We start from the raw sequence: 20,297 nt of genomic DNA on the forward strand, positions 1-20,297 counted from the left end.
AAACAGATTCGATGGACGAAAATCTCCGAATTAACCTGCCAGTCCAGGGGGACCCCCGGATCGAGAGGCTGATGCGCTTGGTCGCTGCCCCGGTGGACGTCCACATCAACGAGATCGCCCGTGACTCGCTCGCCATGTTCGTGGTGCACGCGGAGCGGGCGGTTCAGCAACTCACCCTGACGGAGCCCGAGGTGGGTGCCCTGCTGTCCATGATGAACGGCACTGGCATTGAGCCGGGATCGGCCCATCACCTCGCGTTGTGGCTGGAGGACGCGCTGGAATACGGTCTGGCCGAGGAGTGGGACATCGATGGGACCAACCTGCAGTGGCGAATCGAGGCCATGCACCCCTTCGATGTGGCCGTGCTGGCCATGACCCTCAGGGCCGCCTGGAACGTCAGCGGGCGGTTCGATGGCAACCCAATGGCAGCGGCACGGGCCCTGGGACTGCTGCCCGCCACGACACCTTCAGCCCCCTGATCCTCTCCGGTCTCTCACACGCGCTGAAGCGCCGCCCTCTGAGGCGGCGCCTTTTGCTGCTGCTCTCTGAGCGCTCATTTCTGCTGGCCTGTGAGTTCCCTCTCCCTGTGTCCAAAATCATCGGTGTGACAGGTACAGTCAGCCCGCCGGAACGCACCACACGGGTCCACCGAGATTGAGCGCGTGCCGGATGGTGCGTGCCAGGTAATCGCCCTGCCCCCATTTTGCTCGGCACAGCGCGGTGCCCTGCATCAGGCGGGCCAGCTGCTCTGGATCGGTGCAATAGAAACGCAGCATGCGCACTGCGGCCAGGTCGGCCTCGCTGGGCGAACAGTACCCCAGACCGGCCCAGTCCCCCCTCTCGAACAGCGCCCGCGCGCGCGCGCCGTTGGCGGCCGCGAACAGCCGCAGCAGCACCTCGCGGTCCGCCAGGGTGGGGGCCAGCGCTCTGGGCGAGTCTGGGGGCGCGCTGCCCAGCTGCTCCGGCACGGATCCCAGGGTGCCCAGGGCGCGGCCCCGTCCACTCAGCGCCGCGCCGGTCACGGTCACGAACCCGTGGCCGAGCATCTCGATCCCCAGATGCCGTCGGTTGCGTGGCACACTGCCGCCCAGCCACACATGGACGCCACCGCCCGGCGAGCGCTCTGCGTAGCCGGCAACATCCCGCAGCAGCGCCTGAGCAGCCAGGGTCAGCGGCGCGTCCAGGTCCAGCACAGTCAGTCCCATGTCGGGGGCCAGGACGATCCCGATCCCTCCTGCCTGGTGGCGGCGAGCCAAGTCGTGGGCCGCCTCCAATGTCACCCCGGCCCCACGGCAGTCAATCGGGCGCAGCGTGCCGGCCTTGGGCAGCGCCGGCACTTTGCCTGTCCTGCCATTGCCCCGGGGCAGGGCCAGCCACGGCAACCAAGTTTCCAGTTCCAGCAGTTCCGCTGGCAGCGCGGCCTGCAAGTGACCAAGTCGGTGCAAAGTGGGAGGGCAAAGCATTTTGCCCCCCTGGTTCGTGACGGTCAAGCCACGCGCCGGCGCCGGGCGCGGGCCTGCAGCCCCCAGTAGCGGCGCACCAAATTCCGTGCCGCGTTGATGTGGGTGTTCAGAACATGCCCCTGGGGACATGTGAACGTGGCCCCCTGCCGGGTGCCCAGGGTGTAGACCCGGCACTGGCTGCACGTCTGACTGGTGAACGCTGCAGGGACCCGCACCACCCGAATGCCCCGGGCGTACGCGCGCTGCGGCCCCCAGGACTGGTGCCAATCTGCCACCGCGCGCCGGCGGGCTGACGCAGTGAAATCGCCCCGAAACTGCGCGTAGCCGATGGTCTCCAGCACCAGCGTGCCCGCCTGGGGCAGCACCTGCACCATCAGGTCCTCCAGCGCCGCGCGCGCCGCGGCGTAGGTCAGGGTTTCGGCGAGCAAGCGCACCTCAGCCGACTCGCCGGCGGGCACAGCCGGCTCAGCCAGGCGCCACGTCACCGCATGCTGCTGGCCCCACGCCGCCGTCGCCAACGGATTCAGACCGATGTCGACACCGATCACGTCGTGTCCCTCTGGCACAGCGCGGCGCGGGGGCTGGGCAACGTACAGCACGATGAACCAGTCGCCGCCCAGCTCAATCAGGCGAGTGCGGTCACGCAGCCACGCAGTGGGTGTCCAGATGTCGTCAACCATGTCCGTGCCGCTCGCCAGCTGCCGGCCCTGGGCGACAGTGAAGCGCACGTCCTGCAACCACGTCGTCTCGTCCGCCGGCGTCATCGGCGACAGCAGCGCGGTCAGCAGCGGGTAGACGTCCGGGTACTGGCGGTAGGCACCCAGCGACGCGGTGATGATGGACGTGTATTCCTGTTCTGGGACGCGGTAAAACTCGCCAGTGATCGTCAGAGAACCAAGCTGGAGTTCGCGGTCATGTATCAGCATCTGGGCGTTCAACATCTGGACGTTCGGGCGGTAGATCTGCCCATGGGTCATCACGTCCAGGTGCTCGGCGTTGGGCTGCAATTGCCCAGAGGCGACGGCCTGTTGAAGGTGCCGGTAGGTGCTGCGGTCCACGCGAATCACGTGGGAGGTGTGGTGTGTCTGGTCGTTCATTCCTGCTCCTGGCTGAGGGGATTGGTCTATTCTGTCCCGTTCAGCACAGGCTTTTTTCACTTTCCCCAGGTGACCCTCCTGCTCTTTTCTCCGCCGCCGGCGCTGCGGGTGGGCCCACGGTGGGTGACGGCCCGGCCCGTGGCCGCTCACGGTGGGTTGGCGATGGGTTTACGTGCGTGGTGACCCCCACGGTGGGTCCAGCCATGCGGCGGCGAAACGTGGCTCCAGGGCGCGCTGGTGCTGGCCATGATGCGTGCGGGGGGAGCCGGGAGCGGGGCTTCAGAAGGCCGACTGGTGCGCCGCCGACGGGAAGACAGACCCTTTGGGAAGGTGCCAGTCAACGCGGCCCCGCTTCCGGCCACCCTGGTACAACTGGGGCGAAGTTCTAGGTCATTCAAAGTTTTGCGCCCTCCCGTGGTTACCTGAGCTGACTGTGCAGCAGGGCATTCAGGCCATCCAGCACGCTGGCAGATGAGAACCTGCCGCGACATGCTGACGGAGCACCCATCGCCGGAATCCCCAGTACTCCCCACCCAGGTCTGCGGCGCAATGACAACGCACCGCTGGCGGCGTGAAGGGGATTACGCCGCCAGCCCTTGGTGGCTTCACTCACCGCCGATGCTGCTGGTGATGGGTTGACAGAGCCAGCGGTGGGTGGAGCCTGCACAATCCGCCGGCGGTGTTCGGTGCCGCGTTGCCACTCGCCGGCGGTAGGTCACCCACGCGACATGACGCACGGTGAATTGCAGCGTGGGACGTAGTGCGTGGTGGGTCCGAGCGCGTCACGCAACGCCCGGTGGGTTACGGCGTGGGATGTCGCGCGCGATGGGTGCAGCGTGGGATCTAGCGCATGGTGGGTTACAGCGTGAGATGCAGCGCGCAGTAGGTCTAGGTGCGTCATGCAACGCACGGTGAATTGCAGCGTGGGATGTCGCGCGCGGTGGGTTGCACCGTGGCTGCGGCCCGTGCAAACGCTGCCGACGATGCTGGCGAGCGGGGATGGGAATCCGTGGGGAAATGTGGCTGAGCCGCGCATTTACACGGTAGATCGCGCCCGTTGAAGGGGAGGACAGCTCGGCTTAGAAGTTCTAGGTCATTCAAAGTTTTGCTGAGTCCTGTGCAGAACCGCCCGATCCGTCCACGCGGGCGTTGCTGGGGCTTGCGCTGCAAAAAGATGAGAGCTGCTCTGACGGCACAGTGGCGTGCCGCCAGGCACACGCCCAGCCAGGCCCACGACGCGTAGTCAGGTTAAGCCCCCCAGTAATGGAGCGCCGGCGCCAAGGGCAACGTGGATGCTGCGTACGCACACTGCTCAGGCTGGGCCGCCGCCCACAACTGACAACCCATGGTGGGTACAGGCACACGCGACAGTGCGCACGGTGGTCTGGGTGCGATCAACCAGTGCCGGCGATGAATATGGATACTCACAGGCCAGCAGCTCCTGAGCGATCTCTCCTTATGGCAGCCATGCCGCTGGCGCCAGCATCGTCAGATCCACCAAGCTCCTGGTGCCCCCAGCCCGGGCCCCCGACAGGGGCCCGGAGTGTCCAGCCGGCGGGTTTGCACAACGCGGCCAGCCTGGAGCAGGACGCGGCCAGGTGGACCACAGACCCTCCAGTTACGGTCAGGGAATGATCCGATCAGAACTGGCCGACGAACTCAAGACAACGCCCTCGACCGTCCATAAATGGCTCGCCATCCACGCCCAGCTCACGGGCCGGACCACCGAGACGCGGCTCGACAGCCAGACCGTGGACGACATGCAGCGCGCCCGGAGGCTCACCCTGGGACAATCCAACATGACGTTCCGTGCAGCGCTGGAGCGCGTGCTGGGCCAGTAGAGCATTTGTCAAAAGAGCTGTTCGCTTTTGACCGAACGAAGTGAGTGGATTTTACTGAGAATTTGGGACTGGTACAGCTCCGAAGGAGAGAATGGAAGCATCAGAAGTCTTTTTTCTGATGCTTCCATTCGGACAAATGCTTTACATCGAGCCGATCCCGCCGGCCAGCGTGGTTGAGCTGATGGATCGCCTCGACGCACTGGACACGGCCCTCGCCAGGGTGGAGGACCGCCAGGACGAGTTGCAGGCCAGTCAGGGGACGATGGCTGAGCAGCTGGAACGGATGGCTGAGCAGGTGGAGACGGTGACCGAGCAGCTGGAAACAATTGCGGACTATCTCCGCAAAATTTTCACCTGCCGCACTGGCACTGGTGGCACCGCTGAGTCGGCCCTCGCCGGCAACGAGCTCGTCTGGCCGCCTGAGCAGGATCCAGATCGCTGAGCAGATCGTCCGCCCGCTCCGCCCAGACAGCGAGGAAGAAGCGGGCGGACTGGGCACCTTCTCAGGCTATCTGTCCCCTTGTGGTCACGCTGACTTCTGGGAGTGAGACCCCAGAGCTAACTTCGGTTGTCCCCGGGGCAAGTCTTCTTGGTAACGCCACTTACCGGAAAGGGGGACGCTTTGGACTGAAATCCTGAGCTGTCCCCCTTTCATGTCACTCCACACCGTCTGGCTGCCATTGAAACTCAGACAGCAGGCTCCCCTGAGCCTGGACCATCGCCGCCACCGCCTCATCTGCGGGCTGGGGCCGCGCAAAGTAGAAGCCCTGCCCCAGATCACAGCCCAGCTGACGAAGCCGGGCCACCGTACACGCGTCCTCAATCCCCTCGGCCACCACCATCAGATCCAGGCTATGCCCCAGAGCCACCATCGCCTCGATAAAGGCCCCATCCGTCTGACTGTCCTGGATAAAGACCCGGTCGATCTTGAGCACGTCCACTGGCAGCGAGCGCAGTTGTCCCAGGCTGGAATAGCCCGTCCCGAAGTCATCCAGTGCCACGCGCACCCCCAGCGCCCGCAGCTCCATCAGTTGATGCCGTGCCTGCTTGACGTCTGCCAACACGGCACTCTCGGTGACCTCCAGCGTCAGGAGCTGGGGCAGCGCGCCGTGATCTGCCAGCGCGGCGCAGACGTCCGCCACGAAATCTGGATGGGCGAAGCGCATGGCCGACACATTGACCGCCACGCTCACGCCGGGGAGTTCGGTCTGCCACGCGCACATCTGCCGAATGGACTCCCGCAAAGCCCACTGCCCCAGACTGCCCATCATCTCGCGGGCCTCCGCCACCGGGATGAAGTCGGCGGGTGAAACTGACCCCAGCAACGGGGAGACCCAGCGCATCAGGGCCTCAAAGCTGCGAACCCGGCCACTGCCCAGATCCAGCAACGGTTGAAAGTGCATCGACAGTTCGCCGCGTTCCAGCGCGCCGCGCAGGAGCACTTCCATCTGGGCCTGTGGCATGTGCAGACCGTTGAGCTGCTCACTGGCAAAGCGCCAGGTCCCCTTGCCCGCCTGCTTGGCCCGGTACATGGCCGCGTCCGCGTGCCCAATGGCCTCGGCGGCGTCGCTGGCATCATCAGGGGCCAGCGCCACCCCAATGCTGGCCGTGAGATTCAGCATCTCAGGACCGATCTGGAACGGCTGCCCCACCGCGTCCAGCAGGGCCTGGGCCACCTGGGCTGCCTGGGGCGCAGCAGCGTTGGGCAGAACCGCCACGAACTCGTCACCGCCAAAACGCGAGATCACGGCGTTCGGTGGCAACTGGGCGGCCAACCGCTCAGCCACCGCCCGCAGGATCTGGTCCCCCACCGGATGACCAAAGGTGTCGTTGATCAGTTTCATGCGGTCCAGATCCACGAACAGCACCGCGACCGTACCGTTCCAGGTGCGGGCCTCGTCGATCTGGCGTTGCAGTCCACCCTCCAGGTCGTGGCGGTTGCGCACCCCCGTGAGTGGGTCGTGTTCGGCGCGGTGGGTGAGCCGCACTTGCAGGTGCTGGTTGTCGGTCAGGACCAGAAACTGGCGCAGGACGAACAGGGCCACGACCAGCCACAGGACCACTTGCTGCGGGACGTCCAGGGGCGCGCGCAGGTGGGTGCCGAGGTACGCCACGAACACGGTCAGCACCGCGTAGTGCGGGAGCAGCCGCTTCCAGCGTTCACCGGACGGGTGGTGCAGGAGGGAATGGGCCTGGGCCTGACTGCTGAGATATGCAGCCCAGGCGATCAGGAACGCGCCAAGCGGCCAGCCAAAATCAATCAGCGCCCCAGGGGCATAGGTTTCGCGGGCCAGCATGTCGTAGTACACGACGTCAGTTCCCAGGTAAGACAGCATCCCGGCGGCCAGCAGGGCAACCACACGCCGCTGAATGCCCAGGGGCCGCCACAACGCGAGCGTGACGGTGGCGGCGCACAGCAGCAGGTCCATCACCGGATATGCCAGTGAAGCCCACAGGGCCAGAGAAGGCTGGGCATATTCGTTCAGCGTGTCCCGAATGGAGATTTGCCACAGCAGATCACCGAGGACCAGCGTGACCAGCGCGGCGTCGGTGAGGAAGCTGAGCGTATGCAGGAGGCCCAGCCGCTCACGCTTTAAGGCGAACAGGCCCACGGAGAAGCAGAGCAAGGCCGCCAGGTAGGCCAGGTCTGCGAGCGACGGAAAGGGCGACTGACCCAGCGCGTTATAGATGGTGTAGACCACCAATCCCAGTCCATAAAACAGCAGGCCGTAACTGAACCAGCGCCAGGTCCGGAAGGGAGACATCTTTGACCGCCGGGCCACCTGCCAGACCACCAATGCCCCCAGCAGGGAGGGAGGGACGATCAACAGATTGGCCAGCAACGGTGCGTAGGTCCCGGAGGGCGCGCCCAGCAGGAGCCAGGCTGCGTAGCACACCAGATAGACGGCCAGGAAAGGTGGCGTCCAGGTGAGGCCACGCAAAGACATGGGCGCAGTTTCCAATATGCTCCCTCACAGCGCAGTCACATGAGTCAAAGCCAAGCGGATGAGGCAGGAGCTGAGAACAGGGCACGCCTGCTGGCCAGCAAAGCCCAACTTGTCATCCGAATTCAACAGGACTCCTGCTGGTGTCAGCTCAAGCCCCTCAAGTCAGGATGGACATCGTTGGGGATCGGCTTAGTGGCGCACCTAATGTCAGATTGGGTGTACCCCAAACTGACATCCTGCCCGAGAGACGACTTCGGCTCACCGTGGGGCGTTTTGTGTCACGCTGTTGACCAGAAGTCAGCGTCCAGAGAACACCCATTGTTGTGGTTATTCGCCATTGGAGCCGCTGTTCACCCCGCTTCTGATCCCGGCCCCCAGAACGCAGGATGAGCCTTCCCCAAGAGTTCAGGTGGCCATTGACAGACTGCGCCAAATCATGCAACATTTGATGTGTCATGAATTTAGACAGCCGACTTTCCAGCGTGCTTCACCTGCTCCTGCACCTGATGGAGGCCGAGAATGCCATTCCCTCTGAACAGCTCGCCACCGCCATGAACTCCAATCCTGTCGTGGTGCGCCGTACGATGGCCGGACTGCGTGACGCCGGACTGGTCCGCTCCGAGAAGGGCCACGGCGGCGGCTGGCGGCTGAGCTGTGACCCGGCAAAAACCACCGTGTTGGACGTGTATCAGGCGCTTGGCTCTCCCCGATTGTTTGCGGTGGGCAACCGCCACGACGCGCCCACCTGCCTGATTGAGCAGGCTGTCAACGTGGCCCTGAACGACGCTTTTCGGGAAGCCGAGAATCTGATTACCACGCAGCTCGGCACCCTGACCCTGTCCGCCCTCTCGACCGACTTCAGTGAACGCATCAAGATCTACGCCCACACCCACAAGGAGAATCCCCATGCCATCCCAGACCAGCGCTGAGTCACACTCTTTTGCAGCCCCCTATGACGCTATCGTGATCGGCGGCAGTTATGCGGGCCTGTCCGGTGCGATGCAGATTGCCCGCAGTGGCCGTCCCGTCTGCATCATCGACAGCAGCCAACCACGCAACCGCTTCGCCGCTCACTCACACGGCTTCTTTGGGCAGGACGGCCAGGGTCCAGCGCAGATGATCGCGCAGGCCCGCGCTGATCTGGGCCGCTACCCGAATGTCACCTTCCTGGACGCACGGGCCACTGCCGCCGCACAGGAGGACAGCGGCTTCAGTGTGACCACTGAAGCCGGCGAGACGTTCCATGCCAAAAAACTGCTGCTGGCTTACGGTGTGGTGGACATCCTGCCTGACCTTCCTGGCCTCAAGGAGCGCTGGGGCATCACGGCGTTGCACTGCCCGTACTGTCACGGCTATGAGGTCAAGGGCGCGCGGCTGGGCGTGCTGAGTGTTGGCCCCTTCTCACCCCATCAGGCCCTGCTGATCTCCGACTGGGGGCCAGTCACCTACTTCTTGAATGGACAGCCGCATCCAGACGAACTGACATTGGCGAAATTGAAGGGGCGCGGCATCAAGATAGAAAAGAGCGTGGTGACGGCACTGGAAGGTGAGTCTCCGGCCCTGAGTGGTGTCCGGTTGGAGGATGGACGCCTGATCCCACTGGACGCCCTGTTTCTGGGTTCACGGATCCGCTTTGCCAGCGACATTGCCGGGCAACTGGGCTGTGCCACCGAGGAGGGGATGCAGGGGCCGCTGCTTCAGACTGACGCGTTCAAGCAGACCACCGTACCGGGGGTCTATGCGGCGGGCGATCTGACGCCGCGCGTCGCCAACGCCAGCATGGCCGCCGCTGACGGTGTCTTCGCAGGCGTGTGTCTGCACCAGTCGCTGATCTTTGGGCCGCTGGACGCGCTGGAAAAGGTGGCGTCGGACTGAGCTGTCCCGGACGGGTCTCTCCACTGGGTTCTCAGGACCAATCGCCTTTTTTCTGCCGTCCACAACTTCTGGGAACCCATGCGTTGTCCGGGTTCCCGTTGTCGTCCTTCCGTCAAGCACTTCCGACGGACTGGCCCGAAGAGCCTTCATCTGGACCGGCGTCCTGAAGCAGGCCCGAGTCCCAGTGGTGCGTCAGATCCTGGGTGGGTACGCAGATCAGGGGGCTCCGGGGCGTGTCGCGCCTGGCCGACTGAGCGCCCAGAGTCTTCACTGCTCCGGTCGGCAGAATCATCACGCCTCGCCCACCGCCCGTCTTCCAGTTGTTCAGCGCGAGCTGTTGACACTACAAGCGCGAACATTCCAACAGCCGGACGATCACGGTTCTCAGGCCGACGCTTCCAGGGCCCCCGTGAACCGTAGGGGGGTCCTGGAAGCCTGTTGGGATGTCCACTCTCCCAGGGTTACAGGGCTGGCCTGATGCCGAGTGTGTGGGTGCTCTCCTCAGCCTTCTGGGTCCAGGTCACCAGCTCGCGAACAATGACGGCCCACTGGGCCTCGTCCGGCTCGTGGGCCATGTTCGCGTCCTCCATCTGCCGGACTTCAGCGGCTTCGGCGTACTGCCGGCCGATCTCCGGCGCACAGATGCGGTCGCGCGCGCCGATCACCACCAGGGTCGGCACTTTCAGCCCGGCGGCGTGGGTCACCGGCGAGCCTTCGCACCACTGTTCCGGGGTCAGAATCGCGTCGTAGCAGCGCCTCAGGAAGCGGATGCTGGACGCGTCATACACCGCACGCAGATCCGTGGGCGCACTCACCGCCACCACGTGCGTGGCTCGGGAGGCCTGTCCCCCGGGCACGGAGACGCTCAGCAGCGCGCTCAGTCCACCCATGCTCAAGCCCAGCACAACCAGCGGTTCCCGGACTCCAGGTTGTCCGGTCAGCCACGCCAGCGCCGCGCCCAGATCGGCTGGCCCGCTCAGGCCGTAGTCGTCACAGCCCGCCGAGCCCCGCCAACCGCGTTGGGACAGGCTCAGGGCGTGCCAGCCGGCGGCGTGCACCTGCCGGGCCGGATGAACCATCGCGCCCGCATCCTGCCCCCAGCCGTGCAGCAGCAGCGCCGCAGGAGCTTCACCCGGGTGCCGCCAGAAGTATCCGCCCAGCTCGCCGGCAGGCCCCGGGAGGCTCACCAACGTTGCATCTGGAAGTGGGGGCAGGGTCAGGCCGGGAATGAACATGCCCTCCATTCTGTACGCCCGCCAAGGGGCCAGGCCGTCTTTATCGTTGCTCCATGTCTGACCTGAGCCCTTGACCCTGACACAGGTGTCAGGGTCTACCCTGACGGTGTGGAGACGATGCGGATCGGACAACTCGCCAGCGCAACCGGCGTCAGTGCCCGCGCCATTCGCCACTACGACGGCCTCGGCCTGCTGACCCCCACCCGGGGGGACAACCAGTACCGGGCATTCCAGATGGAGGACGTCGAACGGGTCAAGCTCATTCAGCTGTTCCTCGGCGCCGGGTTCAGGCTCGACGAAATTCGCGAACGGGTGCCCTGCTTTCGCTCCGGGCACACCACGCTGGACGCCCCCGTGGAGGAGGTGCGCGCCTTGTACGTCCGCAAGATCGCGGACGTGGACGCACGGATCGCTGCCCTCCAGCGCCTGCGCGAGAAGCTCGAAGCGGACGCCCGGCACCTGGAAGCCCAGGCGGTCGGCGGACAGGTCAGCCCCACCGACTGAAGCTCCGCGCTCTTCCCCGCACCCGACCTGTCCGGTTGTGCGTTCCCTCCTCATACCCAGCCACCCACCGCACAAGGAGTTCCACCATGCAGATTCAGCAGATTCGCAACGCCACCCTGAAGCTCACTTACGCCGGCAAGACCTTCCTGATTGACCCCATGCTCGCCGAGCAGGGCGCCTATCCTGGCCTGGAGGGCACCGTGAACAGTGACCGCCGCAACCCCACGGTGGCGCTGCCCGTTCAGCTCAGCGAGCTGTTTGCCGTGGACGCCGTGATCGTCACCCACACCCACCAGGACCACTGGGACGACGTCGCCCAGCAGCAGGTGCCCAGGACCCTGCCCATCTTCGTGCAGCACGACGCGGACGCGCAGCTGGTGCGGTCCGCCGGGTTCACGGACGTCCGCCTGCTGAGCGAGACCAGCGAATTTGGAGGCGTCACCCTGACCAAAACCTCCGGGCAGCACGGCTCGGACGCGGCCATCGCCGCCATCGGCGAGATTCTCGGGGAGGTCAGCGGCGTGGTGTTCCGACACCCGGACGAGAAGACGTTGTACTTGGCCGGCGACACCCTCTACAACGATCACGTCCAGCAGGCGCTGGGTGCGTATCACCCGGAAGTGATCATCCTCAACTGCGGCGACGCGCAGGTGGTCGGGCTGGGATCGATCATCATGAACAAGGAGGACGTGCTGGCCGTCCACCGCGCCGCGCCGGACGCAATCCTGGTGGCCTCGCACATGGAAGCGGTCAACCACTCGGTGCTGTCGCGGGACGAACTGCGCACGTTCGCAGCGGAGCAGGGCTGTGCAGCGCAGCTGCTGGTCCCGGACGACGGCCAGGCCGTGACGCTGTAAGCCACAGCCCACACTGAACGGCGCAACGCTGGTGACCCCGTCTGGGTCAGAAGGCTGAGCCTGTCCCATAGGACAGGCTCAGCCTTCATCCGCAACACTTCTGTCAATTTTGGGTCTACCCGCCAGATGCATGGATGGTCAGGCGAACAGGTCAAAAATCTGCTAACACCCCAGTTCAACGCCTGCTGGGTCACTCCATTGACTCGAAGTCAGAGCCTAGGGATGTCTTCAGTTGTCCCTGGGGCAGGTGAGGCTGGTCACCCCACTCACCAGAAACTAGAGGCCAGAATTTCCGACTGAGTCTGCTTAACGACATGCTTGGTCTGGCCAGGATTGAGGTGGCGTGTCCCTTAGATCTGGCTGTCTCCCCATGAACTGAACGGATATTTTCGGGTGCTTGAGGCGACCGCGCGAATGTGCGCCCCAGTCAGCCTGCCATCATCCTGACCCGGTAGATCAGGGGTACAGACGGCGGTTCCCGTCATCTCCTTCCTGCCATCTTCTGGCATCCCGCCGTATCTCAGGAGTCCTATGTCCCAGACCACATTCTCCACCGCTGCCCTGCTGGGCGCTCTCGCTCTCGCTACCCTCGCCCTTCCTGCCGCCGCGCAGACCGTCAAGGGCCAGAGCATCTCAGTCAACCCCACTGCTCCGCCCACCGTCACAGGTCTGACCCTGATCAATGCCGATACCGATCAACCTGTTCCTGGTTTCGATCCGATTCGGCCCGGGGCCACGCTGGACAAGGCCAAGCTGCCCGCACGGCTGAATGTGCGCGCCAACGTCTCAGGCGCAGTCAGGAGCGTGTGGTTCGGTCTGGACGGCAACGGCAATTACCGATTGCAGGGCGGCGCGCCGTACTCGCTATGCAACGACAGTGGCGGCAACTATGAACCCTGCCCGGCGGCAGTCTTCGCGCCCGGCAAGCACAGTTTGCTGGTCACGCCCTTTGACGCGGCCAATGGCGGCGGAACAGCGGGGCTGGCAGCTTCACTGACCTACACGGTGGTGGCAGGTCCCCAGCCTTCGGTCCAGAAACCCGTCCCTGCCCTGGCCGTGGCCAGCTTCACCCTGATCAACGCTGACACCAATCAGCCTGTTCCTGGTTTCGATCCCCTGCGCCCCGGCGCACGCCTGCGGCTGTCGGCACTGCCACCGCGCCTGAACATGCGGGCCAACGTGGGCGGCGGCGTGAACAGTGTCCGCTTCGCTCAGAAGGGCGTCAACGATTATGTGGAGAACGAGGCCCCCTTCGCCTTGTGCGGCGACACCAAGGACCAGAAGGGCAACAAGGGTGATTACCTCCCTTGCGGTTCCGGCCAGTTCGCGCCTGGTCAGCACCGCTTGACCGCCACGCCCTTCGACAAGATGTTCGCAGCCGGAACAAAAGGGCAGGCGCTGAGTCTGGACTACACCGTCGAGCGCTAACCCTGATTTGAAAAGGCACCCTCCAAAAGATCGGTTGACTGTGTAATGGTGGGGAAAGGTGTTGAGGGCGTGAAGGGAGCGAAGGAGGGGACCATGAAATCAGCGAATCTGAGACCAAGGGTGTTCAGGGAACTGGCCACAATCCTGCTGGGGATGGGCCTGCTGATCGGCTGTTCGTCCCCTCCTTCCCCCGAACCTGGAGGACTGCCCGATCCCTATGCGGGCGGCCAGACCTATCCCTGGAGCGAGGCGGGCGGTCTCGATGGCAGGCCGATCAAGACGGGTCCAAACTTCCTGTCCGATCTGAGCTACACCTCAGCCAGCAATGCCTGGGGTCCCACCGAGTTGGATAGGAGCAACGGTGATCAAGAACAGGGGGACGGCCAGACCCTCAAGATTGGCACCCAGAGCTTTGAAAAAGGTCTGGGAGTTCACGCGGACAGCACGCTGGTCTATGCCCTGAACGGTCAGTGTTCCACCTTCAGCGCCACTGTAGGCATCGACGAGGAGGTGGCCGACCGTGGCAGCGTGGTGTTTCAGGTGTTCGGGGACGGCAAACTACTCGGCGGCGGCGACAGCGGCAAAATGACGGGGGCGAATGCGGCCAAGATGTTTTCAGTGGCTATCACTGGAATCAAGGAACTGAAGCTGGTGGTGACAGACGGCGGGGACGGTATCGCGTATGACCATGCCGACTGGGCCGAGGCTCAGGTGAACTGCGAACCCACCGAGGTCACGCCGCCAGACCCAACGCCACCCGATCCCACTCCACCAGCTCCGCCCGCGCCCACCAACACGTTCACGTACGCAACAATCGCACCCCAGCCTCAGCCCGTCGGTGAGGCGCAGGGCGAGATGGTAGGCGGCCAACTGTACGTATTCGGCGGCTTCGATAGCCTCAAAGCCTGCTGTACCCCCACGAACCGCGCACACAAGTATGATCCGGCCAATAACCGCTGGACAGCGCTGGCCCCCATGCCTGAGCGGGGCGTGACGCATGCAGGCATGACCACTGACGGCACCGACATCTATTACGCTGGCGGGTACACCACCGACGAAGGCTGGACCGCGCAGATCTTCGGGACGCGCGCCGTCTGGAAATACAACGTTGTCAAGAATAGCTATATCCCTCTCCCCGATCTGCCAGTGGCCAGCGCTGCCGGGCAACTGGAATATCTGGCAGGCAAGCTGCATTACTTCGGCGGCACCAATCCTGAACGAAACCAGGACCTGAATACGCACTGGGTGCTGGACTTGGCTGCCGGTGACACCCAATGGAGGAGTGCCGCCCCGCTCCAGGTGGGGCGCAACCACCTGGGTTCGACGGTACTGAACAATCTGATCTACGCCATCGGCGGTCAGACGGGTCACGACGACCGCCTGACCACCCTCAGTTCAGCGGAAGCCTACGATCCGGCCACCAACCGCTGGACCACGCTGCCACCGATGCCGCAGGCGTTGAGCCATACCACCAATTCCACGTTCGTCCTGAGTGGGCGGATCGTGGTGGCGGGCGGCGAGACGTCACATGACGTGCCGACCGATCAGGTCACGGCTTATGACCCGCAAGCCAGGACCTGGACGGCCCTGAGTTCCTTGCCTGAACTCCGGGTGTCGGGCGTCGCAGCAGCCCTGGGCGACGGATTCATCTTTACAGGTGACAACCAGCCACGTGATGGAGGAACGAAGGCCAATAGCTGGCAGGCCAGCCCAGTGCCTGGTCCTTGAGTGGTCAGTCCAATGTCTGCACGGGCATCCAGCCGCAGCTAGATTGGCATTTGTCAGATTGATGGCTAAAAAGCGTCAGATCAGGGTTGGTTTTTGGATTGTCTGACAGCTTGGGCCGAGGGTCTAAGACCCTGACCTGACACTTCCCTGTCTCAGCACTGGCCATTGCAGGTTCACCATCAGTTTCAGTCTTGTCGTGGCCCCTTCACGCCTTGACCCTGGTCCGTGGCCTGCACTGGGCACTCCGCTGGTCTGGCGGCTGGTCCTGATCTGGCGCAGATGCCGACCCGTCTCCAGAGAAACAGGTGCAGCTCCCATCTGTGCTGATGGCTGGGCCACGGCCTGAGCGGCGACCACTGGAACGGTTCTAACTTCCTCACCTGCTCCTGGACCTGTCGCCAGGCCAGGAAGACCTCTGGAAGAATACGGAACTGCGCCGCCAGCGTCCGCACCGCTTTCAATGACAGCGCCGTCTGGCCGCCCAGCAGGCGACTGGCATTGACCTGCGAGATGCCCAGCACCCTGGCCAGTTCTGTCTGGGTCATGGCCCGCTCCTGCCTCAGAAAGGCGAGCAGGCGGTGTGGCGGTGCGGGCGGCAGGAGGAAGACAAGATCCTCGTAAGCCTCCAGGCGCTCCCGCAACAGCCCGGCCAGACTGTCCAGGGGATGAGTGGTCTGTTTCTCTCCCTCGTTCAGGACGGCCTCATAGGTGGCCACGGTCTTGTCGTACTGTTGCTCGGTGTCAATGGGCGTGGCCAGGGCACGGACTTCCGGTGGCAGGTTGGCCCAGGCGCTCAGCAGGGTGCGGGCATCGGTCATGGTGGTCTCCTTTGCTGGGATCAGCCGCGCAGGTCCGTTCGTCACCCACCCCCTGGGCGTGGCTCACGCCACGCCCCCCCGTGCGAGGTCTGACCTGCTGTTTGACAGGGTGACCAGAGTCGGGTCCTCAAGTCACGTCCAGTCCCACGTCTTTCCTGTCTCCGACAGGAAAGATCTCACTGGCCACCCGGGGACGCGCGAACAGGTACCCCTGTCCCAGAGAACACCCGAGTTGCTCGAGCGTGACGCACTCCTCCTGGGTTTCGACGCCTTCCGCAATCACCCCCAGGTTCAGGCTCCGGGCCAGATCGACAATCGCCTTGACCACCGGAAAGCTCGTTGACGTCTTGCTCAAACCAGTGACGAAGGACCGATCGATTTTCAACAGATTGATCGGGAGCCGCACCAGATAACTCAGACTCGAAAATCCGGTCCCAAAGTCATCGATGGATATGGACACGCCCAGTCCCCGGAGTTCCCGCATTTGCCGCACTGAGGTTTCCGTGTCACGCATCACCAGCCGTTCTGTGAGTTCCAACTCCAGTTGCTCGCTGGGCAACCCCGTTTCATGCAGGCAGGCGGCCACCATCTCGACGAAGCCAGCATGCTGAAACTGCACCGACGACACGTTCACCGCGATCCGGATGGCCGGATGCCCCGCTTTGCGCCAGCGCATTCCCTGGCGACAGGCTTCCATCAACACCCACGCCCCGATCGGGATGATCAGGCCCGTTTCTTCGGCCAGGGGAATAAAATCCACCGGGGAGATGACGCCCAGGTGCGGGTGCTTCCAGCGCAGCAAGGCTTCGACCCCGATCATGGTTCGTTCCGCCAACTGAACCTGCGGCTGGTAGAGCACCTCGAGTTCATTCATCTCAATGGCCCGGCGCAAATGGCTGATCAGCTCAAAGCGGTCATAGGCGCGCCGACTCATGGCGGTCTCGTACACCGCCATGTCCAGCCTGTTGCTCTTGGCGTGGTACATCGCCAGATCGGCGTTGCGCTGGAGGGCCTCGGCGGTCCGTCCACCTTCCGGTGTCAGACTGATCCCGATCGATACGCTCAGATAGATTTCTCGCTCTGCAACCACGAAGGGAAGGGCAAAGCAGTCCAGGCAGCGCTGCGCTGCCTGGACTGCGTGCGCCTGATCCGTGACGGGCACAATCACCGTGAATTCATCGCCGCCTATTCGCGCCAGAAGTTCACCTGGGCGCAGGCATGTCTGGAGGCGCTGGGCGATACTCTTGAGCACCTGATCCCCCGCCAGATGACCCAGCGAGTCATTCACGCCTTTGAAGTCGTTCACATCAAGAAACAGCAGGGCCATCGGGCTTTCCGTCGTGAGCGCCGTTTGGACGACGTTTTGAAGTTGCTCCCCGAACAGCACCCGATTGGCCAGACCGCTCAGGGCGTCATGGCTGGCCTGGTGCCTCAGGTGCTGGGCCAGCAGGGAGTGTTCGACGGCCACCGCAGCGAGATGACTGGCCCTTTTGAGATCGCGCAGCAACGGCTCTGGAAAAGACCCCGGCTCCCGGCTGTACAGCGCGATCGTTCCCAGGACGATGCCCGGGCCGTCAATGATGGGAAGGCACGCGCAGGCCCGTAAATCGTTGGCGATCAGGATGTTGAGGGAGTCGGCGTATCGGGGGTCATTGACCGTGTCCTCGACGACCACCAGTTCGCCACGTGAAGCGGCTGTTGCAGAGATGCCTGCGCTCTCACTGATGTTCAGTCCGTCAATGGCATGACCAAATTCAGGTGGAAGGCTGGGAGCTGCGTAGGTGTAGAGCCGCCCTTTCTGCTTGAGCAGAACGGTGCAGACGTACGCAGGCCACTGCCGTTCGAGCATCATGGCGACCTGCTGCAAGATCAGGGTCAGGTCTTTTCCCTGGACCGTCATCTCCAGAATGGTGTTGCGGTCGATCTGGGCCTGTTCTTCTATTTTTTTATCGTTGATATTGTAGGAATAGACGGTCAGTCCAGCAGGATAAGGATAGAGGCGGACCTCGAACCAGAGCTGCAAAATTTCGTCCAAGACCTCGATCTGCGTGGCCTGCTGTTTATGAACGGCCTCATGGAACCGAGCGGACAGCAGGACCTGCAATGGCTCAGGAAGGATCTCCCAGAAGTTCTGGCCCTGCAGTTCCTGAATGGTTCCGCCCAGGAAATCGGCCATCCGCGAATTCAAGTACAGCAGACGCCAGTCATTGTCGACAGACAGACAGGCTTCCTGAACGCTCTCCAGAATGTCACCGATCAGCTGGGCGTCTTTGAGCGTCTGTTGCTGTGACTTATGCAGAGCGGTCACGTTTTCATGGATCACCATCACGAAAGGCGCATCGACAAAAGGCGTGACGCGCAGTTGAAACCAGCGTTGTTCAAGCGGAGAGTGACAGGGATACATTTGAAAATACTGGGGGACTTCGCCAGCCATCACCTGACGGATTCCCTGGACGGCGGCCTGGCCATCCGCCGAGACGGCCGCTTCACAAGCATCGAAGTAGTTGCGGCCCACGGAAGAGTGAGCGGGCAACAGACCATTGTCGTGCCCAAATTGGAGCCAGGCCAGATTGACTTCCACGATCAGGCCGTCATGATCCAGGACGGCCAGGGAAGAAGCAACGGCGTCGAGCGCCGCCTGGTGGAACTGAAAAGCCAGGAGATCGCTCATGCGTTCCTTTGGGTGCGCCAAGGAACGGGGACGCGGATCTGATCTTTCCTAACCTCCAGTGTAGTCGTATTGGTCTCTTGACGCCTGTCCGCTTCTCACAAAGGATGAGACAGTGTCCCTGGCAGGCGACGCTTTCTATCTGTGACAGCCGAAAATGCCACCGGGGATGCGCCTTGACTCGCTCACCGGACCCGCACCTCTCCGCCAACTCGCCGGAAGGACTAGGATGGGAAGATGACCGCGTTGACTCTCTCTGGCGTCGTTTCAAGCCGACGCCCATCGACACCGTAGCGCTGGCCCGAACACGCGCCCACACCCTCCAGCAACTGGCCCTGGACCTCGCCCCCTTGCAATCTGTGGGACAGACCGCAGAAGCCCTGCTCCGCACCCTGACGACGCTCGACGGCCGTCCCCACGGCGTCATCGCGACGCTGAACTGGAAGGACCGGGTGGTGGATCAGGTGTGGTCCTCCGCGCCTGCCGATTCAGCGCCCACTCCCGCTCAAGCTGCCCCCCTGCCTTCAGAGCCTCCGTCCCCAGAAGTTCAGCCCCTGGCCCTGGTGTCCGGGGCCTCGCTGGACACGGAGACCCCCTGGGGTCAGGCCGCCTGGTCCGGCGTGGCCTCGTTCGGCACCCCCGAGACGGTGCTGCCCCTGCCCGGACGCCAGCAGGCTCCCGGCGTCGCCGTGCTGGTCTTCGGGCCGTTCCACACGCCTGGAGACGAGGACGAGCAAGCCTTCCTGCTCTCGGTGGCCGGGCTGGGCGGCCAGGCGCTGGACCGCGCCGTGATCCTGGACGCGCAGCAGGCGGCCCAGGCCGTGCTGGCCAAGCGCACCCAGCAACTCGAGGAGCGCAACCTGGAGCTGCACGGCTTCACCCGCGCGCTGGCCGAGAACCTGGGCGATCCGCTGGAGCGCATTCACGGCTTCCTGAAACTGGCTGAAGCCGATCTGGGCGAGGGCACCCCCGAGCGTGTCCGCCGCCTGTTCACTTTCGCGCGTCTGGAAGCCGAGATGCTGGCCGAGCGCACCGAAGAGCTGCGGACGCTGGCCCGGGTGGACCAGCAACCCCTGCACCTGGAGACCGTCAGCCTGGGCCGCCTGCTGACCCAGGTCCGCCATGACCTGGAACCGCTGACCCGGGGGCGGGCGGTGAGCTGGGAGACCGTGGAGCTGTGCGACGTGCGCGGCGACGCGCTGCTGCTGTACCAGGCGTTCCTGGAGCTGCTGGCTTTCGCTTTAGAGAACACCTGGAACCATCCGGAGCCGTGTATCGGCGTCAGCGCGCAGATGCCGGACGGGCATGTGGTGGTGACCATCTGGAACAACGGGGAGGGGGTCCCCGAGGACGCCCAGGATCGGCTGTTCGAGGTGCTGGACCGCACGGTGGTGCGCCGGACCGCCCTGGGGCGGCTGGGGATGTCGAATGTGCGGCGGGTGATCGCGCGGCATGGCGGCTGGGTCAGGGTGTCCAGTCCACCGGAAGGGGGCCTGGCCTTCGTGCTGACCCTGCCCCGTCCAGCAGCGGAACGCGACATGCCGCCGGTCTGAAAGCAATGGGGCGGCCGCGCGCTGCAGGCGGGCCGGCAGGTCGACCGTAGGCCCCACAGTTTGCTAGGCGAAGGCCTGGCCTTCGCAGGCGCTGTCCAGAGCGGCACGGGAACCGTTGTCCAGCAGGTCGCACAGCGCGGCGGCCGGCTCTCCGTCACCACGGATGGCGGTGGCCGTGGCCTACTGGGCACCTGCCCACCCGCTGGCGCTGCCCTGCCTGGAACAGGCTGAGCTGAGCGACGTGCGCGACTCTCTGCTTACGCGCCTCCAGTGGCAGGGCAG

16 protein-coding genes are annotated in these 20,297 nt (G+C 64.1%); 10 read left to right on the top strand and 6 right to left on the bottom strand.

The annotated features are described in order from the left end of the window. The first annotated feature begins 71 nt into the window (after positions 1-71). Positions 72-479 carry a hypothetical protein gene (locus tag Q319_RS0109530; protein ID WP_156039257.1) on the top strand — a complete coding sequence of 136 codons (408 nt, stop codon included), beginning with the start codon at positions 72-74 and terminating at the stop codon, positions 477-479. Positions 480-617: 138 nt separating this feature from the next. Here the strand turns inward: Q319_RS0109530 and Q319_RS0109535 are convergent, their stop codons facing one another. After that, positions 618-1,445: a phage NrS-1 polymerase family protein gene (locus tag Q319_RS0109535; protein ID WP_156039258.1), complete on the bottom strand. Its 828-nt coding sequence runs from the start codon at positions 1,443-1,445 to the stop codon at positions 618-620. A 41-nt stretch (positions 1,446-1,486) separates the two neighbouring features. Then, positions 1,487-2,560 (bottom strand): zinc ribbon domain-containing protein, encoded by a 1,074-nt coding sequence (locus Q319_RS0109540; RefSeq protein ID WP_029482122.1) that lies wholly within the window; start codon positions 2,558-2,560, stop codon positions 1,487-1,489. 1,631 nt (positions 2,561-4,191) lie between these two features. Here Q319_RS0109540 and Q319_RS0109545 point away from each other — a divergent pair. Both Q319_RS0109545 and Q319_RS0109550 read left to right on the top strand, forming a co-directional pair. Next, entirely contained in the window at positions 4,192-4,401 is a 210-nt protein-coding gene (locus Q319_RS0109545; RefSeq protein ID WP_029482124.1) for a hypothetical protein, read from the top strand. A gap of 91 nt (positions 4,402-4,492) precedes the next feature. Continuing rightward, positions 4,493-4,843, top strand: a complete 351-nt coding sequence (locus tag Q319_RS0109550; protein ID WP_034414502.1) for a hypothetical protein — start codon at positions 4,493-4,495, stop codon at positions 4,841-4,843. A 214-nt stretch (positions 4,844-5,057) separates the two neighbouring features. On the opposite strand, the gene Q319_RS25480 is transcribed toward Q319_RS0109550, so the two are convergent. Next, entirely contained in the window at positions 5,058-7,349 is a 2,292-nt protein-coding gene (locus Q319_RS25480) for a putative bifunctional diguanylate cyclase/phosphodiesterase (RefSeq protein ID WP_051655240.1), read from the bottom strand. A gap of 455 nt (positions 7,350-7,804) precedes the next feature. Here Q319_RS25480 and Q319_RS0109560 point away from each other — a divergent pair, with 455 nt between their 5' ends. Both Q319_RS0109560 and Q319_RS0109565 read left to right on the top strand, forming a co-directional pair. Continuing rightward, the gene (locus tag Q319_RS0109560; RefSeq protein ID WP_029482129.1) at positions 7,805-8,278 is read left to right on the top strand and encodes an Rrf2 family transcriptional regulator; all 474 of its coding nucleotides are present in this window, start codon (positions 7,805-7,807) and stop codon (positions 8,276-8,278) included. Continuing rightward, positions 8,256-9,224: an NAD(P)/FAD-dependent oxidoreductase gene (locus Q319_RS0109565; RefSeq protein WP_051655241.1), complete on the top strand. Its 969-nt coding sequence runs from the start codon at positions 8,256-8,258 to the stop codon at positions 9,222-9,224. The genes Q319_RS0109560 and Q319_RS0109565 overlap by 23 nt, the downstream gene beginning before the upstream one ends. A gap of 461 nt (positions 9,225-9,685) precedes the next feature. Here the strand turns inward: Q319_RS0109565 and Q319_RS0109575 are convergent, their stop codons facing one another. Continuing rightward, positions 9,686-10,459: an alpha/beta hydrolase family protein gene (locus Q319_RS0109575; RefSeq protein WP_245619085.1), complete on the bottom strand. Its 774-nt coding sequence runs from the start codon at positions 10,457-10,459 to the stop codon at positions 9,686-9,688. Positions 10,460-10,576: 117 nt separating this feature from the next. Between Q319_RS0109575 and Q319_RS0109580 the strand changes: the two genes are divergently transcribed. From Q319_RS0109580 to Q319_RS25485, 4 genes are all read left to right on the top strand, one after another. Beyond that, entirely contained in the window at positions 10,577-10,963 is a 387-nt protein-coding gene (locus tag Q319_RS0109580) for a MerR family transcriptional regulator (protein WP_245619087.1), read from the top strand. Positions 10,964-11,049: 86 nt separating this feature from the next. After that, positions 11,050-11,820, top strand: coding sequence for an MBL fold metallo-hydrolase (locus Q319_RS0109585; protein WP_029482138.1), 771 nt, complete (start codon positions 11,050-11,052; stop codon positions 11,818-11,820). Between the two features lie 531 nt (positions 11,821-12,351). Next, on the top strand, positions 12,352-13,248 hold the full coding sequence (locus Q319_RS0109590; protein WP_051655243.1) for a hypothetical protein: 897 nt from the start codon (positions 12,352-12,354) through the stop codon (positions 13,246-13,248). A gap of 93 nt (positions 13,249-13,341) precedes the next feature. Continuing rightward, the gene (locus tag Q319_RS25485; RefSeq protein ID WP_162178632.1) at positions 13,342-14,976 is read left to right on the top strand and encodes an NPCBM/NEW2 domain-containing protein; all 1,635 of its coding nucleotides are present in this window, start codon (positions 13,342-13,344) and stop codon (positions 14,974-14,976) included. Between the two features lie 185 nt (positions 14,977-15,161). On the opposite strand, the gene Q319_RS0109600 is transcribed toward Q319_RS25485, so the two are convergent. Both Q319_RS0109600 and Q319_RS0109605 read right to left on the bottom strand, forming a co-directional pair. Continuing rightward, a complete protein-coding gene (locus tag Q319_RS0109600) occupies positions 15,162-15,794 on the bottom strand; it encodes a helix-turn-helix domain-containing protein (RefSeq protein ID WP_029482144.1) in 633 nt (210 codons plus the stop codon). A gap of 127 nt (positions 15,795-15,921) precedes the next feature. Next, positions 15,922-18,465, bottom strand: a complete 2,544-nt coding sequence (locus Q319_RS0109605) for a sensor domain-containing protein (protein WP_051655245.1) — start codon at positions 18,463-18,465, stop codon at positions 15,922-15,924. 173 nt (positions 18,466-18,638) lie between these two features. On the opposite strand from Q319_RS0109605, the gene Q319_RS0109610 reads away from it, so the two are divergent. Continuing rightward, positions 18,639-20,015 (top strand): sensor histidine kinase, encoded by a 1,377-nt coding sequence (locus Q319_RS0109610; protein ID WP_162178633.1) that lies wholly within the window; start codon positions 18,639-18,641, stop codon positions 20,013-20,015. The last annotated feature ends 282 nt before the right edge of the window (positions 20,016-20,297 follow it).

Origin of the sequence: Deinococcus marmoris DSM 12784 (genome assembly GCF_000701405.1) — a bacterium.
In the GTDB taxonomy this organism is placed as follows: domain Bacteria; phylum Deinococcota; class Deinococci; order Deinococcales; family Deinococcaceae; genus Deinococcus; species Deinococcus marmoris.